The 21,690-nt window shown below is 43.3% G+C and carries 16 protein-coding genes; 8 read left to right on the forward strand and 8 right to left on the reverse strand.

Annotated elements, in window-relative coordinates; genetic code table 11:
- Entirely contained in the window at nt 1–249 is a 249-nt protein-coding gene (cspD, locus tag M1F05_RS05775; RefSeq protein WP_206085438.1) for a cold shock domain-containing protein CspD, read from the reverse strand.
- A gap of 391 nt (nt 250–640) precedes the next feature.
- On the opposite strand from cspD, the gene clpS reads away from it, so the two are divergent.
- Nucleotides 641–961: an ATP-dependent Clp protease adapter ClpS gene (gene clpS, locus M1F05_RS05780; RefSeq protein ID WP_206085439.1), complete on the forward strand. Its 321-nt coding sequence runs from the start codon at nt 641–643 to the stop codon at nt 959–961.
- 31 nt (nt 962–992) lie between these two features.
- Nucleotides 993–3,278, forward strand: a complete 2,286-nt coding sequence (gene clpA / locus M1F05_RS05785) for an ATP-dependent Clp protease ATP-binding subunit ClpA (RefSeq protein ID WP_206085440.1) — start codon at nt 993–995, stop codon at nt 3,276–3,278.
- A 62-nt stretch (nt 3,279–3,340) separates the two neighbouring features.
- Here clpA and infA read toward each other — a convergent pair whose 3' ends face one another.
- The 6 genes from infA to trxB all read right to left on the reverse strand — a co-directional run bounded on the left by infA (nt 3,341) and on the right by trxB (nt 11,138).
- Entirely contained in the window at nt 3,341–3,559 is a 219-nt protein-coding gene (gene infA, locus M1F05_RS05790; protein WP_004244560.1) for a translation initiation factor IF-1, read from the reverse strand.
- A 141-nt stretch (nt 3,560–3,700) separates the two neighbouring features.
- Nucleotides 3,701–4,402: a leucyl/phenylalanyl-tRNA--protein transferase gene (gene aat, locus M1F05_RS05795; protein ID WP_206085441.1), complete on the reverse strand. Its 702-nt coding sequence runs from the start codon at nt 4,400–4,402 to the stop codon at nt 3,701–3,703.
- An 8-nt stretch (nt 4,403–4,410) separates the two neighbouring features.
- Nucleotides 4,411–6,153 (reverse strand): heme ABC transporter ATP-binding protein/permease CydC, encoded by a 1,743-nt coding sequence (cydC, locus tag M1F05_RS05800; RefSeq protein WP_206085442.1) that lies wholly within the window; start codon nt 6,151–6,153, stop codon nt 4,411–4,413.
- Between the two features lie 2 nt (nt 6,154–6,155).
- Nucleotides 6,156–7,922 carry a heme ABC transporter permease/ATP-binding protein CydD gene (gene cydD, locus M1F05_RS05805; RefSeq protein ID WP_206085443.1) on the reverse strand — a complete coding sequence of 589 codons (1,767 nt, stop codon included), beginning with the start codon at nt 7,920–7,922 and terminating at the stop codon, nt 6,156–6,158.
- Between the two features lie 397 nt (nt 7,923–8,319).
- Complete coding sequence (locus M1F05_RS05810) at nt 8,320–9,999, reverse strand: DUF4153 domain-containing protein (protein ID WP_206085444.1); 1,680 nt, start codon at nt 9,997–9,999, stop codon at nt 8,320–8,322.
- Nucleotides 10,000–10,178: 179 nt separating this feature from the next.
- Complete coding sequence (gene trxB / locus M1F05_RS05815) at nt 10,179–11,138, reverse strand: thioredoxin-disulfide reductase (RefSeq protein ID WP_206085445.1); 960 nt, start codon at nt 11,136–11,138, stop codon at nt 10,179–10,181.
- A gap of 538 nt (nt 11,139–11,676) precedes the next feature.
- On the opposite strand from trxB, the gene lrp reads away from it, so the two are divergent.
- The 6 genes from lrp to M1F05_RS05845 all read left to right on the forward strand — a co-directional run bounded on the left by lrp (nt 11,677) and on the right by M1F05_RS05845 (nt 20,720).
- Nucleotides 11,677–12,171, forward strand: coding sequence for a leucine-responsive transcriptional regulator Lrp (gene lrp, locus M1F05_RS05820; RefSeq protein WP_004918089.1), 495 nt, complete (start codon nt 11,677–11,679; stop codon nt 12,169–12,171).
- A 413-nt stretch (nt 12,172–12,584) separates the two neighbouring features.
- Nucleotides 12,585–16,226 (forward strand): DNA translocase FtsK 4TM domain-containing protein, encoded by a 3,642-nt coding sequence (locus tag M1F05_RS05825; protein ID WP_318825978.1) that lies wholly within the window; start codon nt 12,585–12,587, stop codon nt 16,224–16,226.
- 106 nt (nt 16,227–16,332) lie between these two features.
- Nucleotides 16,333–16,953 (forward strand): outer membrane lipoprotein chaperone LolA, encoded by a 621-nt coding sequence (gene lolA / locus M1F05_RS05830; protein ID WP_206085447.1) that lies wholly within the window; start codon nt 16,333–16,335, stop codon nt 16,951–16,953.
- Nucleotides 16,954–17,047: 94 nt separating this feature from the next.
- Complete coding sequence (locus M1F05_RS05835) at nt 17,048–18,391, forward strand: replication-associated recombination protein A (RefSeq protein ID WP_206085448.1); 1,344 nt, start codon at nt 17,048–17,050, stop codon at nt 18,389–18,391.
- 108 nt (nt 18,392–18,499) lie between these two features.
- Nucleotides 18,500–19,792 carry a serine--tRNA ligase gene (gene serS / locus M1F05_RS05840; protein WP_206085449.1) on the forward strand — a complete coding sequence of 431 codons (1,293 nt, stop codon included), beginning with the start codon at nt 18,500–18,502 and terminating at the stop codon, nt 19,790–19,792.
- A 190-nt stretch (nt 19,793–19,982) separates the two neighbouring features.
- Nucleotides 19,983–20,720, forward strand: a complete 738-nt coding sequence (locus tag M1F05_RS05845; protein ID WP_206085450.1) for a sulfite exporter TauE/SafE family protein — start codon at nt 19,983–19,985, stop codon at nt 20,718–20,720.
- Here the strand turns inward: M1F05_RS05845 and M1F05_RS05850 are convergent.
- Nucleotides 20,704–21,591, reverse strand: a complete 888-nt coding sequence (locus M1F05_RS05850) for a LysR substrate-binding domain-containing protein (RefSeq protein ID WP_206085451.1) — start codon at nt 21,589–21,591, stop codon at nt 20,704–20,706. The genes M1F05_RS05845 and M1F05_RS05850 overlap by 17 nt on opposite strands.
- Between the last annotated feature and the right edge of the window lie 99 nt (nt 21,592–21,690).

Below are 21,690 nucleotides of genomic sequence, written 5' to 3' on the forward strand. Positions count from 1 at the left end.
TCAGGGCAAAATTGATTCTGATGTGCCTTCTGTGGTTTCTTCTATTTCAATGGGGATGATAACATCCGCATGATTACCTTTTGGTCCAATTGTCACGCTAAATTGCACTTTTTGACCTGCTTTTAGTGTCCTGTAACCGTCCATTCTGATGCAGGAATAATGAGCAAAAATATCCTCTCCGCCATCAGCCGGGCAAATAAAACCAAAGCCTTTTGCGTTATTGAACCACTTAACGATACCCGTCTCCATATTTTATCCTTTCGGTTTGCTAGTTGTGTTTTGCAGATATGTATAAAATACACACAGAAACTAAGTAAATATACGCTAAAAACTGTTCGTAAAACATACTGTAGTGGATTGCATTCTAAGGTCAAGAGGGGAGTTTCAGGAATTATGGTAAAGTGGTAAGAATTCGATAAGCGCCAAATGTTATTTTCTGTGATATTTGATATAGCTCACAGATTGCTAAAGATAAGCGATGAGGTTAGTGGCATGATACACTGCAAATGAAAGGCTTGTTTAAGAAAAGCCATGAAAGAATGTAATGGTATAGTTTTATAACGCTATCATGTGGATTGATAGAAATCGTTGATAATAAAGACTATGCTTAATTTGAAGTTAAACACTGAGCAAGAAAGTAATGAGCGATTTTCTGGGCACATTTAAAACAGACGTCATATTCAAAGACGAAGTGGAACAAACCCTACAGCCACCGTCGATGTATAAGGTATTATTAAATAATGATGATTACACTCCGATGGATTTTGTTGTCGAAGTGTTACAAAAATACTTTTCTTTTGATGAAGAACGCGCTACACAGATAATGTTAGATGTGCATATTCAGGGAAAGGGAATTTGTGGGGTTTTTACCGCAGAGGTTGCAGAAACAAAAGCGGCGCAGGTCAATACATTTGCCCGTGAACATGAGTATCCTTTGCTTTGTACTATAGAGAAAGTCTGATCTGGTTTAATATCAATTTTGGGAGGTGCTTATGCTCAATCAAGAACTGGAGCTTAGTTTAAACGTAGCTTTTACGAAAGCGAAAGACAGTCGCCACGAATTTATGACTGTTGAGCACCTATTGCTGGCGTTACTGAGTAATATCTCGGCACGCGAAGCTTTAGAAGCTTGTAAGGTTGATCTTGTCGCTTTACGTCAAGAACTGGAACACTTCATCGCGCAAACTACACCCTTGTTACCCGAAAATGATAACAGAGACACCCAACCGACGCTCAGTTTTCAGCGTGTGTTACAAAGGGCGGTATTTCATGTGCAGTCATCGGGTCGTAGCGAAGTTAGCGGGGCAAATGTGCTTGTCGCGATTTTCAGTGAGCAAGAATCTCAAGCTGCGTACTTATTGCGTAAGCACGATGTTAGCCGCTTAGATGTGGTCAACTATATTTCTCATGGTACGGTAAAAGGTGAAGAATCGTCATCGTCAGATAACGATATGTCCAATAATAGTGCACCGAATGAAGAGCCACCGGTCTCAGAAGACCATATGGACAACTTTACGACCAATCTGAACCAACAGGCCAAAAAAGGGAATATCGACCCGCTGGTGGGCCGTCAGGCTGAATTAGAGCGAACGATCCAAGTCTTGTGTCGCCGCCGCAAAAACAACCCGTTGTTAGTGGGGGAGTCTGGTGTTGGGAAAACGGCCATAGCGGAAGGCCTTGCATGGCGTATCGAACAGGACGATGTGCCTGATGTCATGAAAGGTTGCACGATTTACTCCTTAGATATCGGTTCATTGTTAGCGGGAACGAAATACCGTGGGGATTTTGAAAAACGCTTCAAAGCCTTGCTCAAAATGTTGGAAAAAGACCCCAAAAGCATACTGTTTATCGATGAGATCCACACTATTATTGGTGCTGGGGCTGCATCAGGTGGGCAAGTGGATGCTGCTAACTTAATTAAGCCACTACTTTCGGGTGGGCGTATTCGCGTGATTGGTTCAACCACCTATCAAGAATTTGGTAGTGTGTTTGAAAAAGACAGGGCGCTAGCTCGTCGTTTCCAAAAAATTGATATTGTTGAACCGACACCAGAAGAAACCATTCGTATTATTAATGGGTTAAAACCGAAATACGAAGCACATCACGATGTGCGTTACACTGCGAAAGCCATCCAGGCAGCGGTAGATTTATCGATTAAATATATCACCGACAGGCATTTACCAGATAAAGCCATAGACGTGATTGATGAAGCTGGCGCGCGTACACGTTTAGTTGCACCAAGCAAACGCAAAAAAACGATTGGTGTTCCTGAGATCGAAACTGTCGTTGCACGTATTGCGCGAATTCCAGAAAAAACAGTTTCATCGAGCGATAAAGACAAACTCAAAACCCTTGATTCACGCTTGAAGATGTTAGTATTTGGGCAAGATAAAGCGATTGAGGCGTTGTCTGAAGCGATCAAAATGAATCGCGCAGGGTTAGGGTTAGAAAATAAACCTGTCGGCTCCTTCTTGTTTGCAGGGCCTACAGGGGTAGGTAAAACGGAAGTCACGGTTCAATTAGCCAAAGCGCTGGATATTAAATTATTGCGTTTTGATATGTCTGAATACATGGAACGTCATACCGTCAGCCGTTTAATTGGTGCGCCTCCAGGCTATGTAGGCTTTGATCAAGGTGGCTTACTGACTGATGCGGTGATCAAGCATCCACACTCTGTGGTGTTATTGGATGAGATTGAAAAAGCGCATCCAGATGTATTCAACATTTTATTGCAAGTGATGGACCACGGCACACTTACCGATAACAACGGCCGTAAAGCGGATTTCCGTAACGTGATTGTCGTCATGACCACAAACGCAGGGGTTCAAGAAACGCAGCGCCGCTCGATTGGTTTCGCAGAGCAGGATAACAGCACGGATGCGATGTCGGAAATCAAGCGTGCTTTCTCGCCTGAGTTCCGTAACCGTCTTGATGGTATTATCTGGTTCAATTCACTGACGCCAGAAATTATCACCCTGGTTGTTGATAAATTCATTGTTGAGTTACAAGCGCAGTTGGATGAGAAAGGCGTGTCAATTGAGGTGAGTGCGGCAGCACGTCATTGGTTATGTGAAAAAGGCTATGATAAAGCAATGGGTGCCCGACCTATGGCGCGCGCAATTCAGGAGAACCTGAAGAAACCATTAGCAAATGAATTGCTATTTGGTTCACTAACCAACGGCGGCTCTGTGAGTATCGGGCTTGATGAAAAAAGTAACACACTGACATACAGCTTCAGTAGCGTGCACAAGGCCTCTCCGGAGGATGCGGTATTCTGACATAATTAACCACAGGTGTCTCATGCACCTGTGGTAATGTCAGGCCTTGCCTGAAGAGGTAATCAACGGCTACGGAAAATGATTCGGCCTTTGCTCAGGTCATAAGGGGTTAACTCTACAGTTACCTTGTCGCCTGTCAGGATGCGGATATAGTTTTTACGCATTTTACCAGAAATATGAGCAGTCACCACGTGACCGTTTTCCAGTTCAACACGGAACATTGTATTTGGCAGGGTATCTAAAACTGTGCCCTGCATTTCAATATTGTCTTCTTTGGCCATCTAATCCTCTAAGTTTAATAACCGTGATTTTTAACGGGCAAGATAATGCCCAAAAACCCGCACTAAGTAAAGAAGTGTCGCATTTTAACGCGATCTTTATGCTTATGTGAAGGAATAAAATTAATAATAAACCAACGTTCACTAATTGAAAATTGGCGGTAATTCAATCGATTGCGGTATCCAGCAGGCGGGGTCTATCCCTTTGTCACGCCACCGATAAAGAATATGTAAAAAATCCCTACGGGATATTTCTTTTGCGCCAAGTGAGGCGGTGTGGTGGTTAAGTACCTGACAATCAAAAAGCTGCCCATTATAGCGCAAAAAATGAAAATAGAATGTAATAAAAGCAAATTTGGATGCATCATTCATTCTACTGAACATGGATTCCCCACAAAATAGATGGCCCATATTCACACCGTATAGGCCGCCAACCAGTTTGTCGTCATACCAAGCTTCAATAGAATGAGCCATCCCTTCGTGGTGTAACTCAAGGTAACCTGCTTGCACTTCAGGTAAGATCCACGTTCCTTCTTCACGCACAGAACACGCTTCAATAACATCCTTGAAAGCGTGGTTAACCGTAATACGATAAATCTGCTTTTTTAACACTTTTTTCATTGAGCGGCTGATGTGTAAATCGCCCATCAATAATACCGCTCTTGGGTCTGGTGACCACCATAAAGGCATCTCACTTGGATTGAACCATGGGAAGATACCATCATAATACGCTGCTTGCAGCCTTTTTGATGAAAGATCGCCTCCAATAGCTAATAAACCATTGGGTTCCCGCATCGCTTCCGAGACGGGAGGGAACAAATATGAGTCATCATCGAGTTGGTACATATTGCGCCTCAGTGTGTTTTCTGAGCCCAATGGCGCTGGCGGAATTGGTAGTATTGACCTTGCCTATCTAACAACGCTTGATGGGTGCCTTGCTCGACAATTTTACCACTATCCATTACGCAGATGTTATCCATTTCTTCTAAGCCTTGCATGCGGTGGGTGATCACAATCAAGGTTTTGTCAGCACATTTTTCTTTTAGTAACGCTAAGATTTGCTGTTCAGTTTGTGCGTCTAAGCCTTCTGTTGGTTCATCCATCAACACTAGCGGTGTGTTGTGCAACAATGCACGGGCAATGCCTAAGCGGCGCTGTTCACCACCAGATAATTGGCGACCACCTTCCCCCATCCACGCATTGAGTTTCAACTCATTTTCGAGCAAATTGCCTAAGCCGACTTGTTGTAAAACTGCATTCAATTCAGCATCGGTAGCTTGCTCATTCGCTAATAATAAATTATTACGCAGAGTATCACTAAACACATGCACACGTTGCGGTACAACCGACATGATGCTACGGAGTGATTTTTCACTAAATGCATTAATTGGCTGACCATTTAATGTAATTGTACCGCTATCGACATCCCATGCACGGGTTAATAATTGTAAGAGTGTTGATTTACCACAGCCTGTTTTCCCAAGTAGGGCGAGGTGTTGGCCTTTAGCTAAGCGCAATGACACGTTATCGAGGACGGCAAATGGCTGTTCAGGGTAGGTGAACGAGATATTATCGACAGTCAGGCTTTCTAGTGTTGTGATTGAAGGGCTTTCGCTTGGGAACGTCACTTCAGGTTTTGCTGTCATTAATTGGGAAACCCGTGTTGCAGAAGCAATTACTTGCCCCATATGCTGAAAGGCGACGGCGACAGGCCCTAAGGCTTCGAAGGCGGCTAACGCACAGAACACAAATAGCGCAATCAATGCACCAGGTTTAGTATCTCCACCGACGTGCTCAGCGGCCATCCACAGCAGTAAGGTAGCAGTGATCCCCGATGCGAATAAAATAATAGCTTGGGATAACCCTGTTAGTGCAGCTTGTTGCTGCTGGCGAGCTTGCCAGCAGTTTTCAATTGCCCAAAGGTTTTGGCGAAAACGTGTGGTTGCACCAAATAAGGTTAACTCCGCTTGCCCTTGCAGGGCTGAAGTTAAGATAGTGCGATAGTCACCGCGTAGCTCTGTGAGTTCGCGACCAATAGGCTTACCTGCATGGTAAAAAACAAATGGCATTGTGAACAATAAGAACAACATGACGCCACCTAGTGTCCAAGCAAGGCGTGGGTCAAGGTAGCTTAAACCGAAAATCAAGACAAATGTGACAAAAAATGCCGTGATAATCGGCGATAATACACGTAAATAGAGGTGATCAAGGGTTTCGACATCAGCCACTAAGCGGTTTAATAGCTCCCCTTGGCGAAAACGGCTAATGCCCCCCGGAGAAAGGGGTAACACTTTACTAAAGGCAAAAACACGTAAGTGAGCAAGGACTTTGAATGTTGCATCATGGCTGACTAAGCGCTCGCCATAGCGTCCTGCAGTACGGAATATTGCCGCACCACGTACGCCAGCTGCGGGCAGCATATAGTTGAAATAATATAAGCCAGGGAAGCCCGCAATCGCGGTGCCAGCTAAGAACCAACCTGAGAGGGTTAATAGCCCAATACTGGCAAGCAATGTCACGATGGCGAGTATGATCCCAAGCGTTATTAAAAACCAATGGCGGCGGTAGAGGGCTAAGAAAGGATATAAAATTTTCATTATCAGAGCTCCTCACTGCGATGGGCTAATAACTGGGCAAAAGCGCCTTCAGACTGACTAAGTTGAGAGTAATTCCCTTGCTGAATGATTTGGCCGTTTGCCATCACCCAAATTTGGTCGTAATCCAAGGTTTCTTCCAGTAAATGAGTGACAAGCAAAGTGGTTTGCTGCTCAGATAGCTGGTTCAGTGTGTGCATGACACGTTGCTCACTGTGCGAATCAAGGCTTGCTGCAGGTTCATCAAGCAGTAGTAATCGTGAGGGTTTTAATAAAATCCGAGCGACAGCAACACGTTGTGCTTGGCCCACTGAAAGCCGCGCGGCGTAATCACCAAGGCGAGTATTTAAGCCATTGGGTAAGTGAGGTAAAAACTCGGAAACATATGCTTTATCAATAGCGTGTTGAATTTCTGCCTCAGATGCATTTGGTTTACCTAAACAAATATTTTCAATGAGTGTTTGTTCGGGTAAATGTGGGTTTTGCCCAACCCAGCCGAGCAATTCACGCCATTTTTCAGGGCACAACTCACGCAGTTCAATATCATTAACTGTCACTGAACCGTGGTAAGGCAAAAAGCCAAGTAATAAGTTGAGTAATGAGCTTTTACCTGCACCACTTTGCCCAACCAGTGCGATACGCTGTTGTGGCTCGATGGTGAAATTTAACGGGCCAGCAAGGCGTACACCGTCGTGGGATAAAATTTCGAGCTGGCTGGCTTGAATGCGAATAGGGCCATCAGATAACGTTTTTATACCTTGTTGCGGCTTTTCTTCCCCTTCACTATTTAGCAGTGCCTCTAAGGTTTCAGCAGCACCTACTGCTTGAGCTTTAGCATGGTAATAAGTGCCTAAGTCACGCAGTGGTTGGAAAAATTCGGGGGAAAGGATCAGAGCAAGGAAGCCTGCAAACAACGTGACAGGTAAGCCATAGCTACCAAAGTTCATTTCACCCAAATACGAAAAACCGAAGTACACGGCAACCACAGCAATAGAAATTGAGGCGAAAAACTCTAATACGCCAGAAGATAAAAATGCCATACGCAACACTTCCATCGTTCTGGAACGGAAATCTTCAGTGGATTCACGAATTTGCTGAACTTCTGCTTTTTCACGGAAGAACAGGCGAAGGGTATCGAGCCCTCGGAGTCTGTCTAAGAAGCTGCCACTTAAACGGCCAAGTGCGATAAAATTGCGGCGGTTCGCATCAGCGGCGCCTAAGCCAACTAACGCCATAAAAATAGGGATTAAGGGGGCAGTGACAAACAGGATCATCGCGGCTGCCCAATTGAATGGGAAAATGGCGATAAGGATCATGATGGGCACAATCCCTGCTAAATACATTTGAGGAAGATAGCGTGAATAGTAATCTTGCATATCTTCAATTTGCTCAAGGATAATGGTTGCCCAGCTTCCTGCGGGTTTACCTTTAACCCAAACAGGGCCGAGTTCTTGGAGTTTATCTAATACGCGAGTGCGAATTTCTTGGCGCACAACTTGGCCACAACGAAAACCAACCCGTTCTCGAATGTAAGTCACAATGGCACGTAAAACAAATACGCCAATCAGAAGGCAAAATGGGGTCAATAGCTGTTCTCGCGGGGTGCCATCCATAATCAGTGCTTGTAGGATGACGGCTAAGAACCAAGCTTGAGCTATGATCAACAATCCACTGACCATGCCTAACAGCATGGAGATCCGCAACCAACGCTTAGCAGGTGCACTGTGTTGTTTTAACCAACGTACCAATTCAGTCTGTCTTGATTTATCCATAATGATTTAGTTAGCAGGTGTCGTTTTAATGTCATTGAGTATAGTTAGGTTATGAAAACCTAACAGCGTTTTGTCGTTCACTGTGAGTCAAATAACATCAGGGCGGAAAATAATGATCAAACAACGCATTTAATAAAAATAGTGAGAGCGGTGTTTTTGATCTCGACCTGTAATTCGATTATTTACGCTACATCATAACAGCTTAAGTGGCAGATGTTGCATAATAAAAGTCGGTTATTTAATGTGGAAAGTGCTTTGTTATCAAATTGTTCTGTAAAGGTAAACTGAATATTTCAACTTAAAAAAGCATAAAAGTGATGGAATGCTACTGTATTTTTACGTAATGAGAAGACGGCTTAACACAAAATTGTTAAGCCGTTGGCATTTTTATGGAAATTTAAGGTGTGGGAGTTATATTTAGCCACTCTTTCGGTTTTAAGGTAAATTGTCCGTTAAGCAAATTATCCCAAGCTTTATCTTTTTTCTGCACGGTATTGAATGAATGGCTTTGTGTATCGACAACTTCCCAGCTTTGTTCTATTTCCTGCCAAATATTGCAATCAATAGTTGAGCTAGTCGGGTAGGAATAACACATAACCACATCATCTTTCCCATCTTGATTCACATCTGCCATAAAACCTAAGCATGAATAAGGTTCATGTTTTGATGTGCAATACCACGCACTGCTGAGGTTATCACCCAAATCAAACCAGTTATCTGGCAACGTAGGGCTGTTTTTCGCTTGTATGAGTACCTCTTTGAGTGGTTTTTGTTGCTCTTCAGCATAAGGGCTGGTTTGGAATTGTTTTTGGTACTCAGGATTGCTATTTAGTTGTTCAAACGCGAGCTTACCTTCAGCACCTAATTGCTTTAAGTCATAAGCGAGCGAGCTATTCACTTTGATTTTGCCGTTATTCACGCCCGCTACAATGCTATTGATGGTTATGGTTTTGAAATTGGCGATAGGGCTATTGATCACGAAAATAATGGCGATAAGGGAGAGAATACCGACTTTATTAATCGTGCCGAGTGAGGTCATCCACAATGTTTTTTTGCGAATGATTGCAAGGCTATAGGCTAAAACAACCAAAGCTAAAAATAGCGCGACGGTAAAAGCATATAACCGCTCGATGCTCCAACTGTATTGATTCACCCGCACAAGAATGCCGTACAGTGAAAGCCCAGAAAAAGCATTGAGCAAGATAATATTTATTAAAACAAAGGCATTCAGCCCTTTACGGAATTGGTATTGTGTACTGCCATCCCCATAGACAAAATTAATAAAAATGAGATTAAGGATCACAAACCACAGCATTACGGCAGAGCCTAAGCCTGCGGAGTCCAACCCAGAAAAATAGGAAATAACAAAGCCACCTAAGAAAATGACCGCAACGACGTTTAATAATGGCAGGAAGAAACGGGCAATAAAGCTCACGAAGTTACTGAGTTGAATATCAACAGTTGCACGTAAAAATGTTAAGCCAATATTAAAACCAAGGGTAAAACAGACCCAATAAATGACTTCATTATCAAGAATGTCACTTAAAAAGTGCAAATTAACAATGCCAAACAAAAAGCTGGCTAATTTCACAATTAAGGTCAAGAGCCCACCAATTGCCGAGGCTAATACACCTAAGAAGGTATTTTTAATATATAGCCCCATTAAGCAACCGTAATTGATTTTCCATGACTGTGTTGCTTGCAGTAATTGCATCCACGGGAGCATGAAAAATAACAGAACAGTCAGCGTAAGGAATGCAATAAAGGGGTTGGCATCAGAAGGGGTTTCAAAGTCTTGACTATGCCAAAAGTTAACCCAACAAGTTAAAGCAATAGTTAAAGCGATACTAAGATAGAAAACCACAGATTTGGCGTTAGTGATTAAGTAGCTAACCACTGATGGCACGAATATCGCCAGTAACATGGGTAGGAATACCGTAGTTGCATCTAACTGGCTGTCAGAGCGAATAGAGTAATCCGTTGTTGCGGCAATGACGATGCCCTGAATGATGGCGAGTATGATAACAATAAAATACGAATAGCCACGAACGATATCACGCCCTGATGGTTGCTCCATATCAATACCTATAAAGTTAAGATCATGTAAAAACAGTATAGGCAGTGCAGGAGAAGGGCAATATAAACTTGCTCTTAAAAATAGATGTAAAAAACAACCATTAAGATGAGTAGGAGTAATGCATAAAAAAGGCTTCAACCAAGTTAAGGTAGAAGCCTAAACTATAAATAAGTTGCTAATTATTTAGATGCTAAGCCATCGAGGTAACGTTCCGCATCTAATGCCGCCATACAGCCAGTACCTGCCGAGGTAATGGCTTGGCGATATATGTGGTCCATGACATCACCTGCGGCGAATACGCCTTCTACAGAGGTTTGTGTGGCATTACCTTGGGTACCTGATTGTACTTTGATATAGCCATTATCTAAATCGAGCTGACCATCAAAAATAGCGGTATTTGGGCTATGGCCAATCGCGATAAAGGCGCCCATTACTGGGATATCTTCAGTGGTATGCGTTTTCGTACATTCAAGGCGCACACCTGTCACACCCATATCATCACCTAACACTTCATTTAAGGTGCGATCCGTATGCAGTACGATATTGCCGTTTTCGACTTTATCCATTAAACGGTTGATCAGAATTTTTTCTGCGCGAAAGCTATCACGGCGGTGAATTAAATGTACCTCGGAGGCGATATTGGATAAATACAGGGCTTCTTCAACCGCTGTATTACCACCCCCAACGACAGCAACTTTTTGATTGCGATAGAAAAAACCATCACATGTTGCACATGCAGAAACACCGCGACCTTTAAACGCTTCTTCAGAAGGTAAACCAATATAACGTGCAGATGCCCCCGTTGCGATGATTAGCGCATCACAGGTATATTCGTTTTCATCACCAAATAAGCGGAATGGACGTTGTTTTAAATCCACTTTATTGATGTGATCAGAGATAATTTCGGTTTCAAATTTAGCAGCGTGTTCATGCATACGGTCCATGAGGCCTGGACCCGTTAGGCCTTCAGGGTCACCAGGCCAGTTTTCGACTTCCGTTGTGGTCGTCAATTGACCGCCTTTTTCCACCCCAGTAATCAGTGCAGGACTTAAATTTGCGCGAGCTGCATATACAGCTGCTGTATAACCTGCGGGGCCTGAACCTAAAATGATTAACTTGCGATGTGTGGTTGTGCTCATGAATTCCTCTTTTAATCTCAAAAAAAGCATGCTTAGGATTGTAGGAGAAATAGGAAGGTAACAAAAGTGATTTAAGTGCGACTTAGTTTTATGCCACTTATTTCTCTGATAGGCAAGACTCGCCAAATGTAAAAAAATGTGACAAAAAGGTAGGGGAGTCACGCTTCATGATTTTTAGGAATTATCTTGAATTAGCGCTGCGAAACGTTTTACTGGAAAAAAAAGCGAAATCTTGTACTGATTTTTATTCATTTGCTTTGACAATCGGCTGCGCATTTGCGAAAACATCTATGTAAGAGTTAATTATCTAGCAGGTCAATGGAAATGGCGCATTTTTGTTCTTGCTGGAAAATTAGCTTTACACTACTTACAAACTTAAAAAATGAGTCACGATTGTGAATGATCATTACATTCACACGAACTTCAGCACTATAAATAGAATTTGCCCTGAACACGAATTCCTAATAAAAAAGGTAGTTGGCAAGGGGCTCATTTTATAGATGTAGAAAATAACAATTAGAGAAAGAGAGATAAAGAGATGATTGACAATAAAAAGCGTCCTGGCAAAGACCTTGACCGTATCGACAGGAATATATTAAACGAACTACAAAAAGACGGGCGCATTTCTAACGTAGAATTATCCAAGCGTGTTGGTTTATCCCCAACACCTTGTTTAGAGCGTGTACGCCGTCTTGAAAGACAAGGTTTTATTTCAGGCTATACAGCCTTGTTGAACCCGCATTACTTAGATGCATCCCTATTAGTGTTTGTTGAAATTACATTAAACCGTGGTGCGCCAGACGTGTTCGAACAGTTTAATACTGCAGTTCAAAAGCTTGAAGAAATTCAAGAATGTCACTTAGTTTCAGGTGACTTTGACTACTTGTTGAAAACGCGTGTGCCTGATATGTCCGCATATCGTAAGCTACTAGGGGAAACGCTGTTACGTTTACCAGGTGTAAACGACACACGTACCTACGTAGTGATGGAAGAAGTTAAACAAAGCAACCGTTTAGTGATTAAAACTCGCTAATCAAGGCTTTTTTGACCTCACTTCAGCACAGCATTATTGGCTTTGTTGTCGCACTGCAGTTTCAACGCTGAGTTTACTCAGCGTTGTTCCGTTTTAGCACCCTAATAATTTCTTCAATTTTTCTTTTTAAATCGGTAAGTTAACAGCTACTAGTGCCTTTCTTACGTTCTTTTACGAAACTCCCTTGTTTATCGATAAGTTTTATTATCAATTTATTGATTTTAAAGCTATAAATAATTAGGAGTTTTGACGATAAATAGAAATTGAATCCAAATACATTAGATGAAATACTGAGTTACTATATATTAATCGGGCATTTATTTGTCTTAGAGCCAGCAAAACAGGCATTTTAGGGCGATTAATGTTAGAATAATCAGAGTCAGTGAAGAACATCAGTCAGTAAAGAAACAATAATGAGCCAAGAATACACAGAAGATAAATACATCAAATTTAAAAAACTCAGTAGCGGAAGACGGCTATTAGAGGTGATTTTGCTCGCGATTTGCTTAAGTGCCGTTTTTCTTATGGTCGCGTTATTAAGTTTTAGTCCTTCAGACCCGAGTTGGTCACAAACAACGTGGAACGCCCCTGTGAAAAACTTGGGGGGAAGTGTGGGGTCGTGGAGCGCTGATATTTTGTTTTCTGCTTTTGGCATTTTGGCTTTTGCTATTCCACCACTGTTGTTATTGGGTTGTTGGGCTATTTATCATTATGAAAGCCAGCGTCGCTACATAGATTTTTTCTCGCTTTCTTTACGCCTTATCGGTGGCCTTGCATTGATCCTTTCTTCCTGTGGATTAGCCGCCTTGAATTTTGATGATTTACCCAACTTTGCTTCTGGTGGCGTGATTGGTAGTGTATTTAGCAGTGCCATTATGCCTTGGTTTAATTCATTAGGTGCCACATTGGCACTGTTGTTCTTATGGGCGATTAGCTTCACGTTGTTTACAGGTTGGTCATGGTTGACAATTGCAGAAAAAATTGGAGCGGCTGTCCTGCTTCCAATTACGTTATTAACCAACCGTGCGAGAGGCGATGACCTGGATGATTATGAAGTAGAGGAAACTGAAGATGCGCTACAACGAGCGCAAGAGGCTGAGCACTTAGCGAATGATAATGAACAATTACTCGATTCCGATGATGTGCTGTTTTCAGCGCCAACTGTTGCTGAGTTAGTTACTGAAAATACGTCGCAGCCAGAGTCCATTGAGGTGCAAAGTCGTATTGAGGCTCAGCCAGAAACCTCTACGGTAGTTGAGTCAGATGCTTTACCCTCTTTCTCAGCGGTAGATGAACCGAATACATACCACTTTGAGGTTCCTGATGATTACCAGCCACAAGCCAGTGGGCGTTTTGATAACTTAGCGGAGCCTGTTGTTTCTCAATCAGATCATGTTCCTGCAGCGCCATCTGCATTTAGTTCTGTCAATGATCATGAGTTAAAATATCAAGAAAAACAAATAGTTGATAATGAATTCAACACATCAGCGATGCCTGTAGAACCCGCATCACAAAATACATTCGCCGCTCAAGTCCCCTCAGAATTATTTACACCTGCGCCAGTTGTTACCGATGTCCCTGTTAGTTCTTCCGTTACTGAGCGGGTTGCTGATGCGAGTGCTTTAGCTGCAGCGGGTATTTCTATTGCTGCGCTTGAGCGCCACGCACAAGTTAAGCAAAATATGGAGCCTGAACTGCCAAGGCCTAATCCTGTTCGTTTGCCGACACGCCGCGAGTTATATGGAATTCGGATCCCATCCCAGCGTGATGCAGAGTTACAACGTCGCCAAGAAGAAGCCTCTAAACGCGAAGAAATTTATCAGCAGTGGTCAACAAATGACGTTGAAGATGCGCAAAATAGTGACGATTCGCAACAAGATGAATTACTACGCGCTCAATTCTTAGAGCAGCAACGTGAGCGCTATGGTGAAGTGGATAGCACGGACTATGAGCCGCCTGTTACGCAAACCGCGCCAACAGAGTTCCCCGACGTGCAGCATGTGGAGCAAGCAGAACAATCGCCAGCCAACACATGGACGCAGCCAACCATTGAGCATCGTTGGCCATCTTCATCTGATTTATCCGCCAATACGCATAAATTTGCTGAACCTGAAGTGGCATCTATTATTCCTAGTGATGCTTTTGAAAGCCAATTTGATGATGAGCAAAAAGACGTCGAACCGAAGATTGATTTACGAAGAGAATTCTCGGTATTGGATAGCTTTTCTCCTGTAGATGATTTAGTGGATGACGAGCCTGCTGATCCACTCTTTATGCCAACATTTACCGCTATTGAATCGCCAATAGTTCCACCAAATAATTCGCATTCAGGGCTTGGCAATAGCCAACCTGCAACACACACTTTTGCACAGCCACAGCAGCCACAGCAGCCACAGCAGCCACAGCAGCCACAGCAGCCACAGCAGCCACAGCAGCCACAGCAGCCACAGCAGCCACAGCAGCCACAGCAGCCACAGCAGCCACAGCAGCCACAGCAGCCACAGCAGCCACAGCAAGATAGCTTATTCCACCCGTTCTTGGTGCGTAATGATCAACCACTACCAAAACCAACAACGCCGATGCCTTCTCTTGATTTATTGGCAAGTCCACCAGAGCAAGAAGAGCCAGTGGATATGTTTAAATTAGAGCAAACGGCAAGGCTGATTGAAGCACGGTTAAATGATTACCGAGTGAAAGCGGAGGTTGTCGGTTTTTCTCCTGGGCCAGTTATCACCCGCTTTGAGCTTGATTTAGCGCCTGGTGTTAAAGCTGCGCGTATTTCGACACTATCCCGTGACCTTGCGCGTTCATTGTCAACGGTTGCTGTACGAGTTGTTGAAGTGATACCAGGGAAACCGTATGTTGGGCTTGAACTACCAAATGAAAAGCGCCAAACCGTTTATTTAAGTGAAGTATTAGATTGCGATGATTTTAGAAAAAATCCATCGCCACTGACGATTGTTCTTGGTAAAGATATTGAGGGTGATCCTGTTGTCGCGGATTTAGCTAAAATGCCACACTTATTAGTGGCGGGTACGACAGGTTCAGGTAAATCGGTTGGGGTCAATGCGATGATCCTCAGTATCTTGTATAAAGCGAAACCTGAAGATGTGCGCTTTATTATGATCGACCCAAAAATGTTGGAACTTTCTATTTATGAAGGTATTCCTCATTTATTGACAGAGGTTGTCACAGACATGAAAGACGCTGCGAATGCACTGCGTTGGTGTGTCAATGAGATGGAACGCCGTTATAAACTGATGTCTGCGCTGGGGGTTCGTAATTTAGCAGGTTACAACGAAAAAATTAAAGCTGCGGCGGATATGCAGCGTCCGATCCCTGATCCATTCTGGAAACCAGGGGACAGCATGGAAACGGAACATCCAATGCTGAAAAAAGAACCTTACATCGTCGTTATGGTGGATGAGTTCGCAGACTTGATGATGACTGCAGGGAAAAAAGTGGAAGAGCTGATCGCAAGGCTGGCTCAAAAAGCCCGTGCCGCAGGTATCCACTTGGTTCTCGCGACTCAGCGTCCTTCAGTTGATATCATTACTGGGTTAATTAAAGCCAACATTCCAACACGTATTGCCTTTACAGTATCGAGCAAAATTGACTCACGTACCATCCTCGATCAAGGTGGTGCAGAGTCGTTATTGGGGATGGGTGATATGCTTTATTTACCACCTAACTCATCAATCCCAATGCGTGTACACGGTGCTTTTGTTCGTGACCAAGAAGTCCATGCAGTGGTAAATGATTGGAAAGCGCGTGGTAAGCCGCAATATATTGATAGCATCACAACGTGCAGTGATGATAGTGAAGGTGGTGGTTATGATGGTGGTGGTGAAGAACTTGACCCACTATTTGACCAAGCTGTTGAATTTGTTGTTGACAAACAACGTGTCTCCATTTCAGGCGTTCAACGTCAATTCCGTATTGGTTATAACCGTGCCGCGCGAATTGTTGAACAAATGGAGCTCCAAGGCATTGTCAGTGAACAGGGGCATAACGGAAACCGAGAAGTGCTTGCGCCGCCATCAATGGGGCATTAAAAGTGGGTAGCAAATTAATAATTTAAGGTGCTAATTGCGGGTTTAATTTGAGGGGTGTATAACGTCATCACGCCTCTTAAGGTAATCATATTAAGGTCTTTGTTCGATGAAAAAAATGATGTTGTTAGGTGCATTAGCCTTCAGTTTACATATCGGCCAAGTGCTGGCCGATGCGAGTCAAGACCTTCAGGCACGACTGAATAAGGTCAATAGTTTCCAAGCCAGTTTTTCACAAAAGGTCACTAGCCCTGAGGGCGATCTTGTTCAAGAAGGCGTCGGCGATTTATGGTTGGAGCGCCCTAACTTATTTAACTGGAACATGACTTCTCCCGACGAAAGCGTGTTAGTTTCTGATGGCAAGAATTTATGGTTTTATAATCCATTTGTTGAGCAAGTGACTGTGACGAACTTAGCGGATGCAACGCAGGATACCCCATTTTTATTGATCACACGTAATGACCCGAAAGATTGGAAACAATACTCAATCATTCAGCAAGGTAATACTTTTGATCTTAAACCTAAGCAAACCAACGGCACGTTGAAAAAATTCTCAATTACGGTTTCCCCAGAAGGGACTATTGAGAAATTTTCTGCGGTTGAGCAAGATGGGCAAACCAGTGCTTATCAGCTAAAACAGCAAAAAAATGGCCGTGTTGATGCCAGTAAGTTTAAGTTTACAGTGCCGAAAGGCGTAACGTTAGACGATCAACGTTCAAGTGCTAAATAAGCCTTAAACTTGTTATTATCGTTAACCATTAGTATTTTCTGCTGGTGGTTAGCGAGTCAGTTATTTGCTTTTAAGCGGCAATAAAGAGGATATTGTGGGTAACCTGTCTCTCGATTTTTCGCAGAATGAATTTCAACCTTTAGCGGCGCGTATGCGGCCCGAAACCCTTGAGCAATACATTGGTCAACGGCATCTGCTGGCGGAAGGAAAACCATTGCCGCGAGCAATCAAGGCTGGGCATCTGCATTCTATGATTTTATGGGGGCCACCAGGAACAGGCAAAACGACACTGGCAGAAATTATCGGTCACTATGCTCAAGCGGATATTGAACGTATATCTGCGGTGACTTCAGGTATTAAAGAAATCCGTGAGTCCATCGAAAAAGCGCGCCAAAACCGCAGTGCTGGGCGTAGAACGATTCTGTTTGTGGATGAAGTTCATCGTTTTAATAAAAGTCAACAGGATGCCTTTTTACCGCATATTGAAGATGGCACGATCACCTTTATTGGTGCGACGACTGAAAACCCTTCATTTGAATTAAATTCAGCATTGTTATCCCGTGCAAGAGTCTATTTGCTCAAGTCCTTAGAAGAGGACGATATTGAGCAAGTGTTATTACAAGCGCTAGCAGATACATCCCGTGGGCTTGGTGGGCAAAATATTGTGTTACCCGATAGTACACGCAAGATGATAGCTCAACTCGTTAATGGGGATGCAAGGCGCTCGCTAAATTTACTTGAAATGATGGCGGATATGGCTGAAGCCGATAGCCAAGGCCAGCGAATTTTAACGGCAGAGTTACTCAAAGAAGTGAGTGGTGAACGTACCGCGCGGTTTGATAACAAAGGTGACCGTTTTTATGATCTGATCTCTGCATTGCATAAGTCAGTTCGTGGATCAGCACCAGATGCGGCATTGTATTGGTATGCAAGGATCATTACGGCAGGGGGCGACCCGCTGTATGTAGCTCGTCGTTTGTTAGCGATTGCTTCCGAAGATGTCGGGAATGCAGATCCCCGCGCGATGCAAGTGGCAGTTTCTGCTTGGGACTGCTTTACACGAGTCGGGCCAGCAGAAGGTGAACGCGCTATTGCTCAAGCAATTGTATATTTAGCCTGTGCTCCTAAAAGTAATGCGGTTTATACGGCATATAAGGCTGCAATTAAAGACGCACAAATGCAGCCTGATTATGATGTGCCTAATCACTTACGCAATGCACCAACAAAGCTCTTAAAAGAGATGGGAGCAGGCCAAGAATACCGTTATGCCCATGATGAGCCAAATGCCTACGCTGCGGGTGAGAATTATTTCCCTGAACCAATGCAAGCAAGCCGTTATTACTACCCAACAAAACGTGGCTTGGAAAGCAAGTTTGCTGAAAAATTAGACTGGTTAGCCCAACAGGATCAAATTAGTACCACAAAACGCTACCGCTAAACTGGGCAATGCGGTAAGGTTATATAGCGAAATACTTTACTTTATTGATGGTGCTAGAATGCATCATCAAAAGTATTATCTATTACTCACAATACTCACAGGATAAGCATGCTCGATCCCAATTTACTGCGTACGGAGCTAGACGCGGTTGCTGAAAAACTGGCTCGCAGGGGTTTTACCCTTGATGTGGAAAAGCTGCGTGAATTAGAAGAACGCCGCAAAGTTTTACAAGTTGAAACTGAAACCCTGCAAGCAGACCGTAACTCGCGATCGAAAACTATCGGTGCGGCTAAAGCTCGTGGTGAAGATATTGAGCCATTACGTCTGGAAGTTAACCAATTAGGCGAAAAATTGGATGCTGCGAAAGCAGAGTTAGACAAGCTGCAACAAGAAATCCGTGATATTGCTTTAAGTATCCCGAATATTCCAGATGACCAAGTACCAGATGGCAGAGATGACTCTGATAATGTCGAAGTTGCACGTTGGGGCGAGCCTCGCCAGTATGATTTTGACGTTCGCGATCACGTTAGCCTTGGTGAATTAACAGGGGGGTTAGATTTCCCTGCAGCGGTTAAGCTAACAGGTGCGCGTTTTGTTGTGATGAAAGGGCAAATTGCCCGCATGCACCGTGCGTTAGCACAGTTTATGTTGGATTTACATACTGAGCAACATGGCTATCAAGAACTGTATGTTCCGTATTTGGTTAACCATGATACGCTGTATGGTACAGGTCAATTGCCAAAATTTGGTGAGGACTTATTCCACACTAAACCACTGGAAGAAGAAGCAGATAGCAGCACTTATGCGTTGATCCCAACTGCTGAAGTACCTGTGACTAACTTGGTTCGTGATGAAATTTTAGATGAGGATAAACTTCCTCTGAAAATGACTGCTCACACACCATGCTTCCGTTCAGAAGCGGGCTCTTATGGCCGTGATACCCGTGGTCTTATCCGTATGCACCAGTTTGACAAAGTTGAGTTAGTGCAAATTGTTCATCCTGAAAAATCGATGGATGCACTGGAAGAGTTAACAGGTCACGCTGAAAAAGTGCTGCAATTACTGAACCTACCTTACCGTAAAGTGATTTTATGTACTGGTGATATCGGTTTTGGTTCACGTAAAACTTACGATTTAGAAGTATGGTTGCCAGCGCAAAATACTTACCGTGAAATCTCTTCTTGTTCAAACATGTGGGATTTCCAAGCGCGTCGTATGCAAGCACGCTTCCGTGGTAAGAGCGATAAGAAAACTCAACTCGTTCATACGTTGAATGGCTCAGGTTTAGCAGTGGGTCGTACATTGGTCGCAATTTTAGAAAACTATCAATTAGCAGATGGCCGTATTGAAGTGCCTGAAGTATTACGTCCATATATGAAAGGGCTAGAGTATATCGGTTAATTTCGGTTACGCCTTTTATAAATAAACCGCGGCTGGTAACAGTGGCGGTTTTTTTTATGACTCAGTTTCGCGATTTCTAATGAAAACCCCTCTCAGATTTTACCTGATCCCGCCTCAGTATTTTCCAAATAGCGCTCTTCGGCGAAGGTCGTTAGTCTAACGGTAAATTGAGTTTATTGGAGTCGAATAGGTGGAAATAGTCATTGGTGTTTTTCTATTGGCAGGGGTTATAAAAGGCGTGATCGGCTTAGGGCTACCAACGATTGCAATGGGATTATTAAGTACCGTAATGGAGCCCGCAGTGGCAGCTAGTTTGCTGATTATTCCTTCTTTGGTCACCAATATATGGCAATTATTGATTGGGCCACAGTTTATGGCGTTAGCGAAACGACTCAGTGGTTTTGTGATTGGGGTGTTGCTTGGAACATGGTTGAGTTTTTTACCTTCATTAACATCATCATCCACTTGGACATTACCTGCATTGGGTGTTGTACTGATTATCTATGGGGGATGGGGAATAATGGCTAAAAAAATGCCATCGTTCGAGAAACATGAAATATGGCTTTCCCCAACGATTGGTTACTTTACTGGGGTGATCACGGCAGCAACGGGGGTATTTGTTATCCCTGCGGTACCTTATTTGCAAACACTGAAATTAAATAAAGATGAACTTATTCAGGCGCTAGGGCTAGCGTTTACAGCATCAACAGTGGCACTGGCAATCAAATTATCCATAGACCACCAGCAAAATGATATTGATTGGGGGCTATCTTTCTTTGCCTTAATACCCGCTATTGTGGGGATGTATCTTGGACAATATTTTCGGCGGGTTATTAGTGAAAAGCTATTTCGGCGTTGTTTTTTTATCGGTTTAATTGGGCTGGGGATTTATATGGCAAAACAATGGGTGATCATGGTTGCCAGTTAATTAGAAAATCAATAAATTCATTGGTGTAATTAGGTAATAGGCTGAAGTCGCGTGCACAAATCACTAATTTTCGCTGCGCCCAATTCTCAGCCAGTTGCAATATTTGGGTGTCGGAGGGGCCATAGCGCAGTGCGGCTTGTCGCGGAATGATAGCAATACCAATACCTTGGTTAACCCCTTGCATTACAGCGTCTAAAGTAGGCATATGTACACGGTAATGAAGCCGTTGGCCTTGCTGTTTAGCATTATCATCAATATGGGTTTGTAACGGGTTATCTTCTGTTAAGCCAATAAACTCAGCACCAATAATGTCCGCAAATGAAACACGCTTTTGGTTAGCCCATAAGCTATCTTTATGAACAAATACCACTAATTCATCTGAGCTACATGAACGAGTATCAAGCCCTGCCAAGTCGACAGAATCAGCAATAATACCGACATCTGCAACTTTATTTTTAATTGAAGTTACAATATTCGCACTTGGCATGTCTTTTACTGAAACAGACATATTTGGTTGTTGGCGTAAATAAGCATGAAGACGAGACGGCAAAAATTCCATCTGTGCTGAAGTATTGCATAGGATATTGATATGCCCGCGTAAGCCACGGCTGTATTGCTGCATTTTATCTTGCATCAATTCAATTTGCTGTAAGATGATTTTTGCATGTTCAATAAATGCATAACCGGCATCGGATAATGCAACACCTTTCGCTGAGCGGGTAAATAGATTAACGCCTAATTCATTTTCTAAGCCGCGTATCCGTTCACTGGCGGATTGCAACGTAATATAGGTCAACTTTGCCCCATGAGTAATACTTCCTGCATTGGCGACATTTACGCACAGTTTTAAATCGGTAATATCAAAATGCACGGGGTAGCACTCCAATTTATAAAGGGAAGTTATTCGTTTAATTCAAGGAATATAAGTGAATTAGAGGCTGATAGTAAAGAGGGAAAGCAAGTGCTTCCC

The sequence above is a fragment of the Providencia sp. PROV252 genome (assembly GCF_033676005.1).
Classification (GTDB): domain Bacteria; phylum Pseudomonadota; class Gammaproteobacteria; order Enterobacterales; family Enterobacteriaceae; genus Providencia; species Providencia vermicola.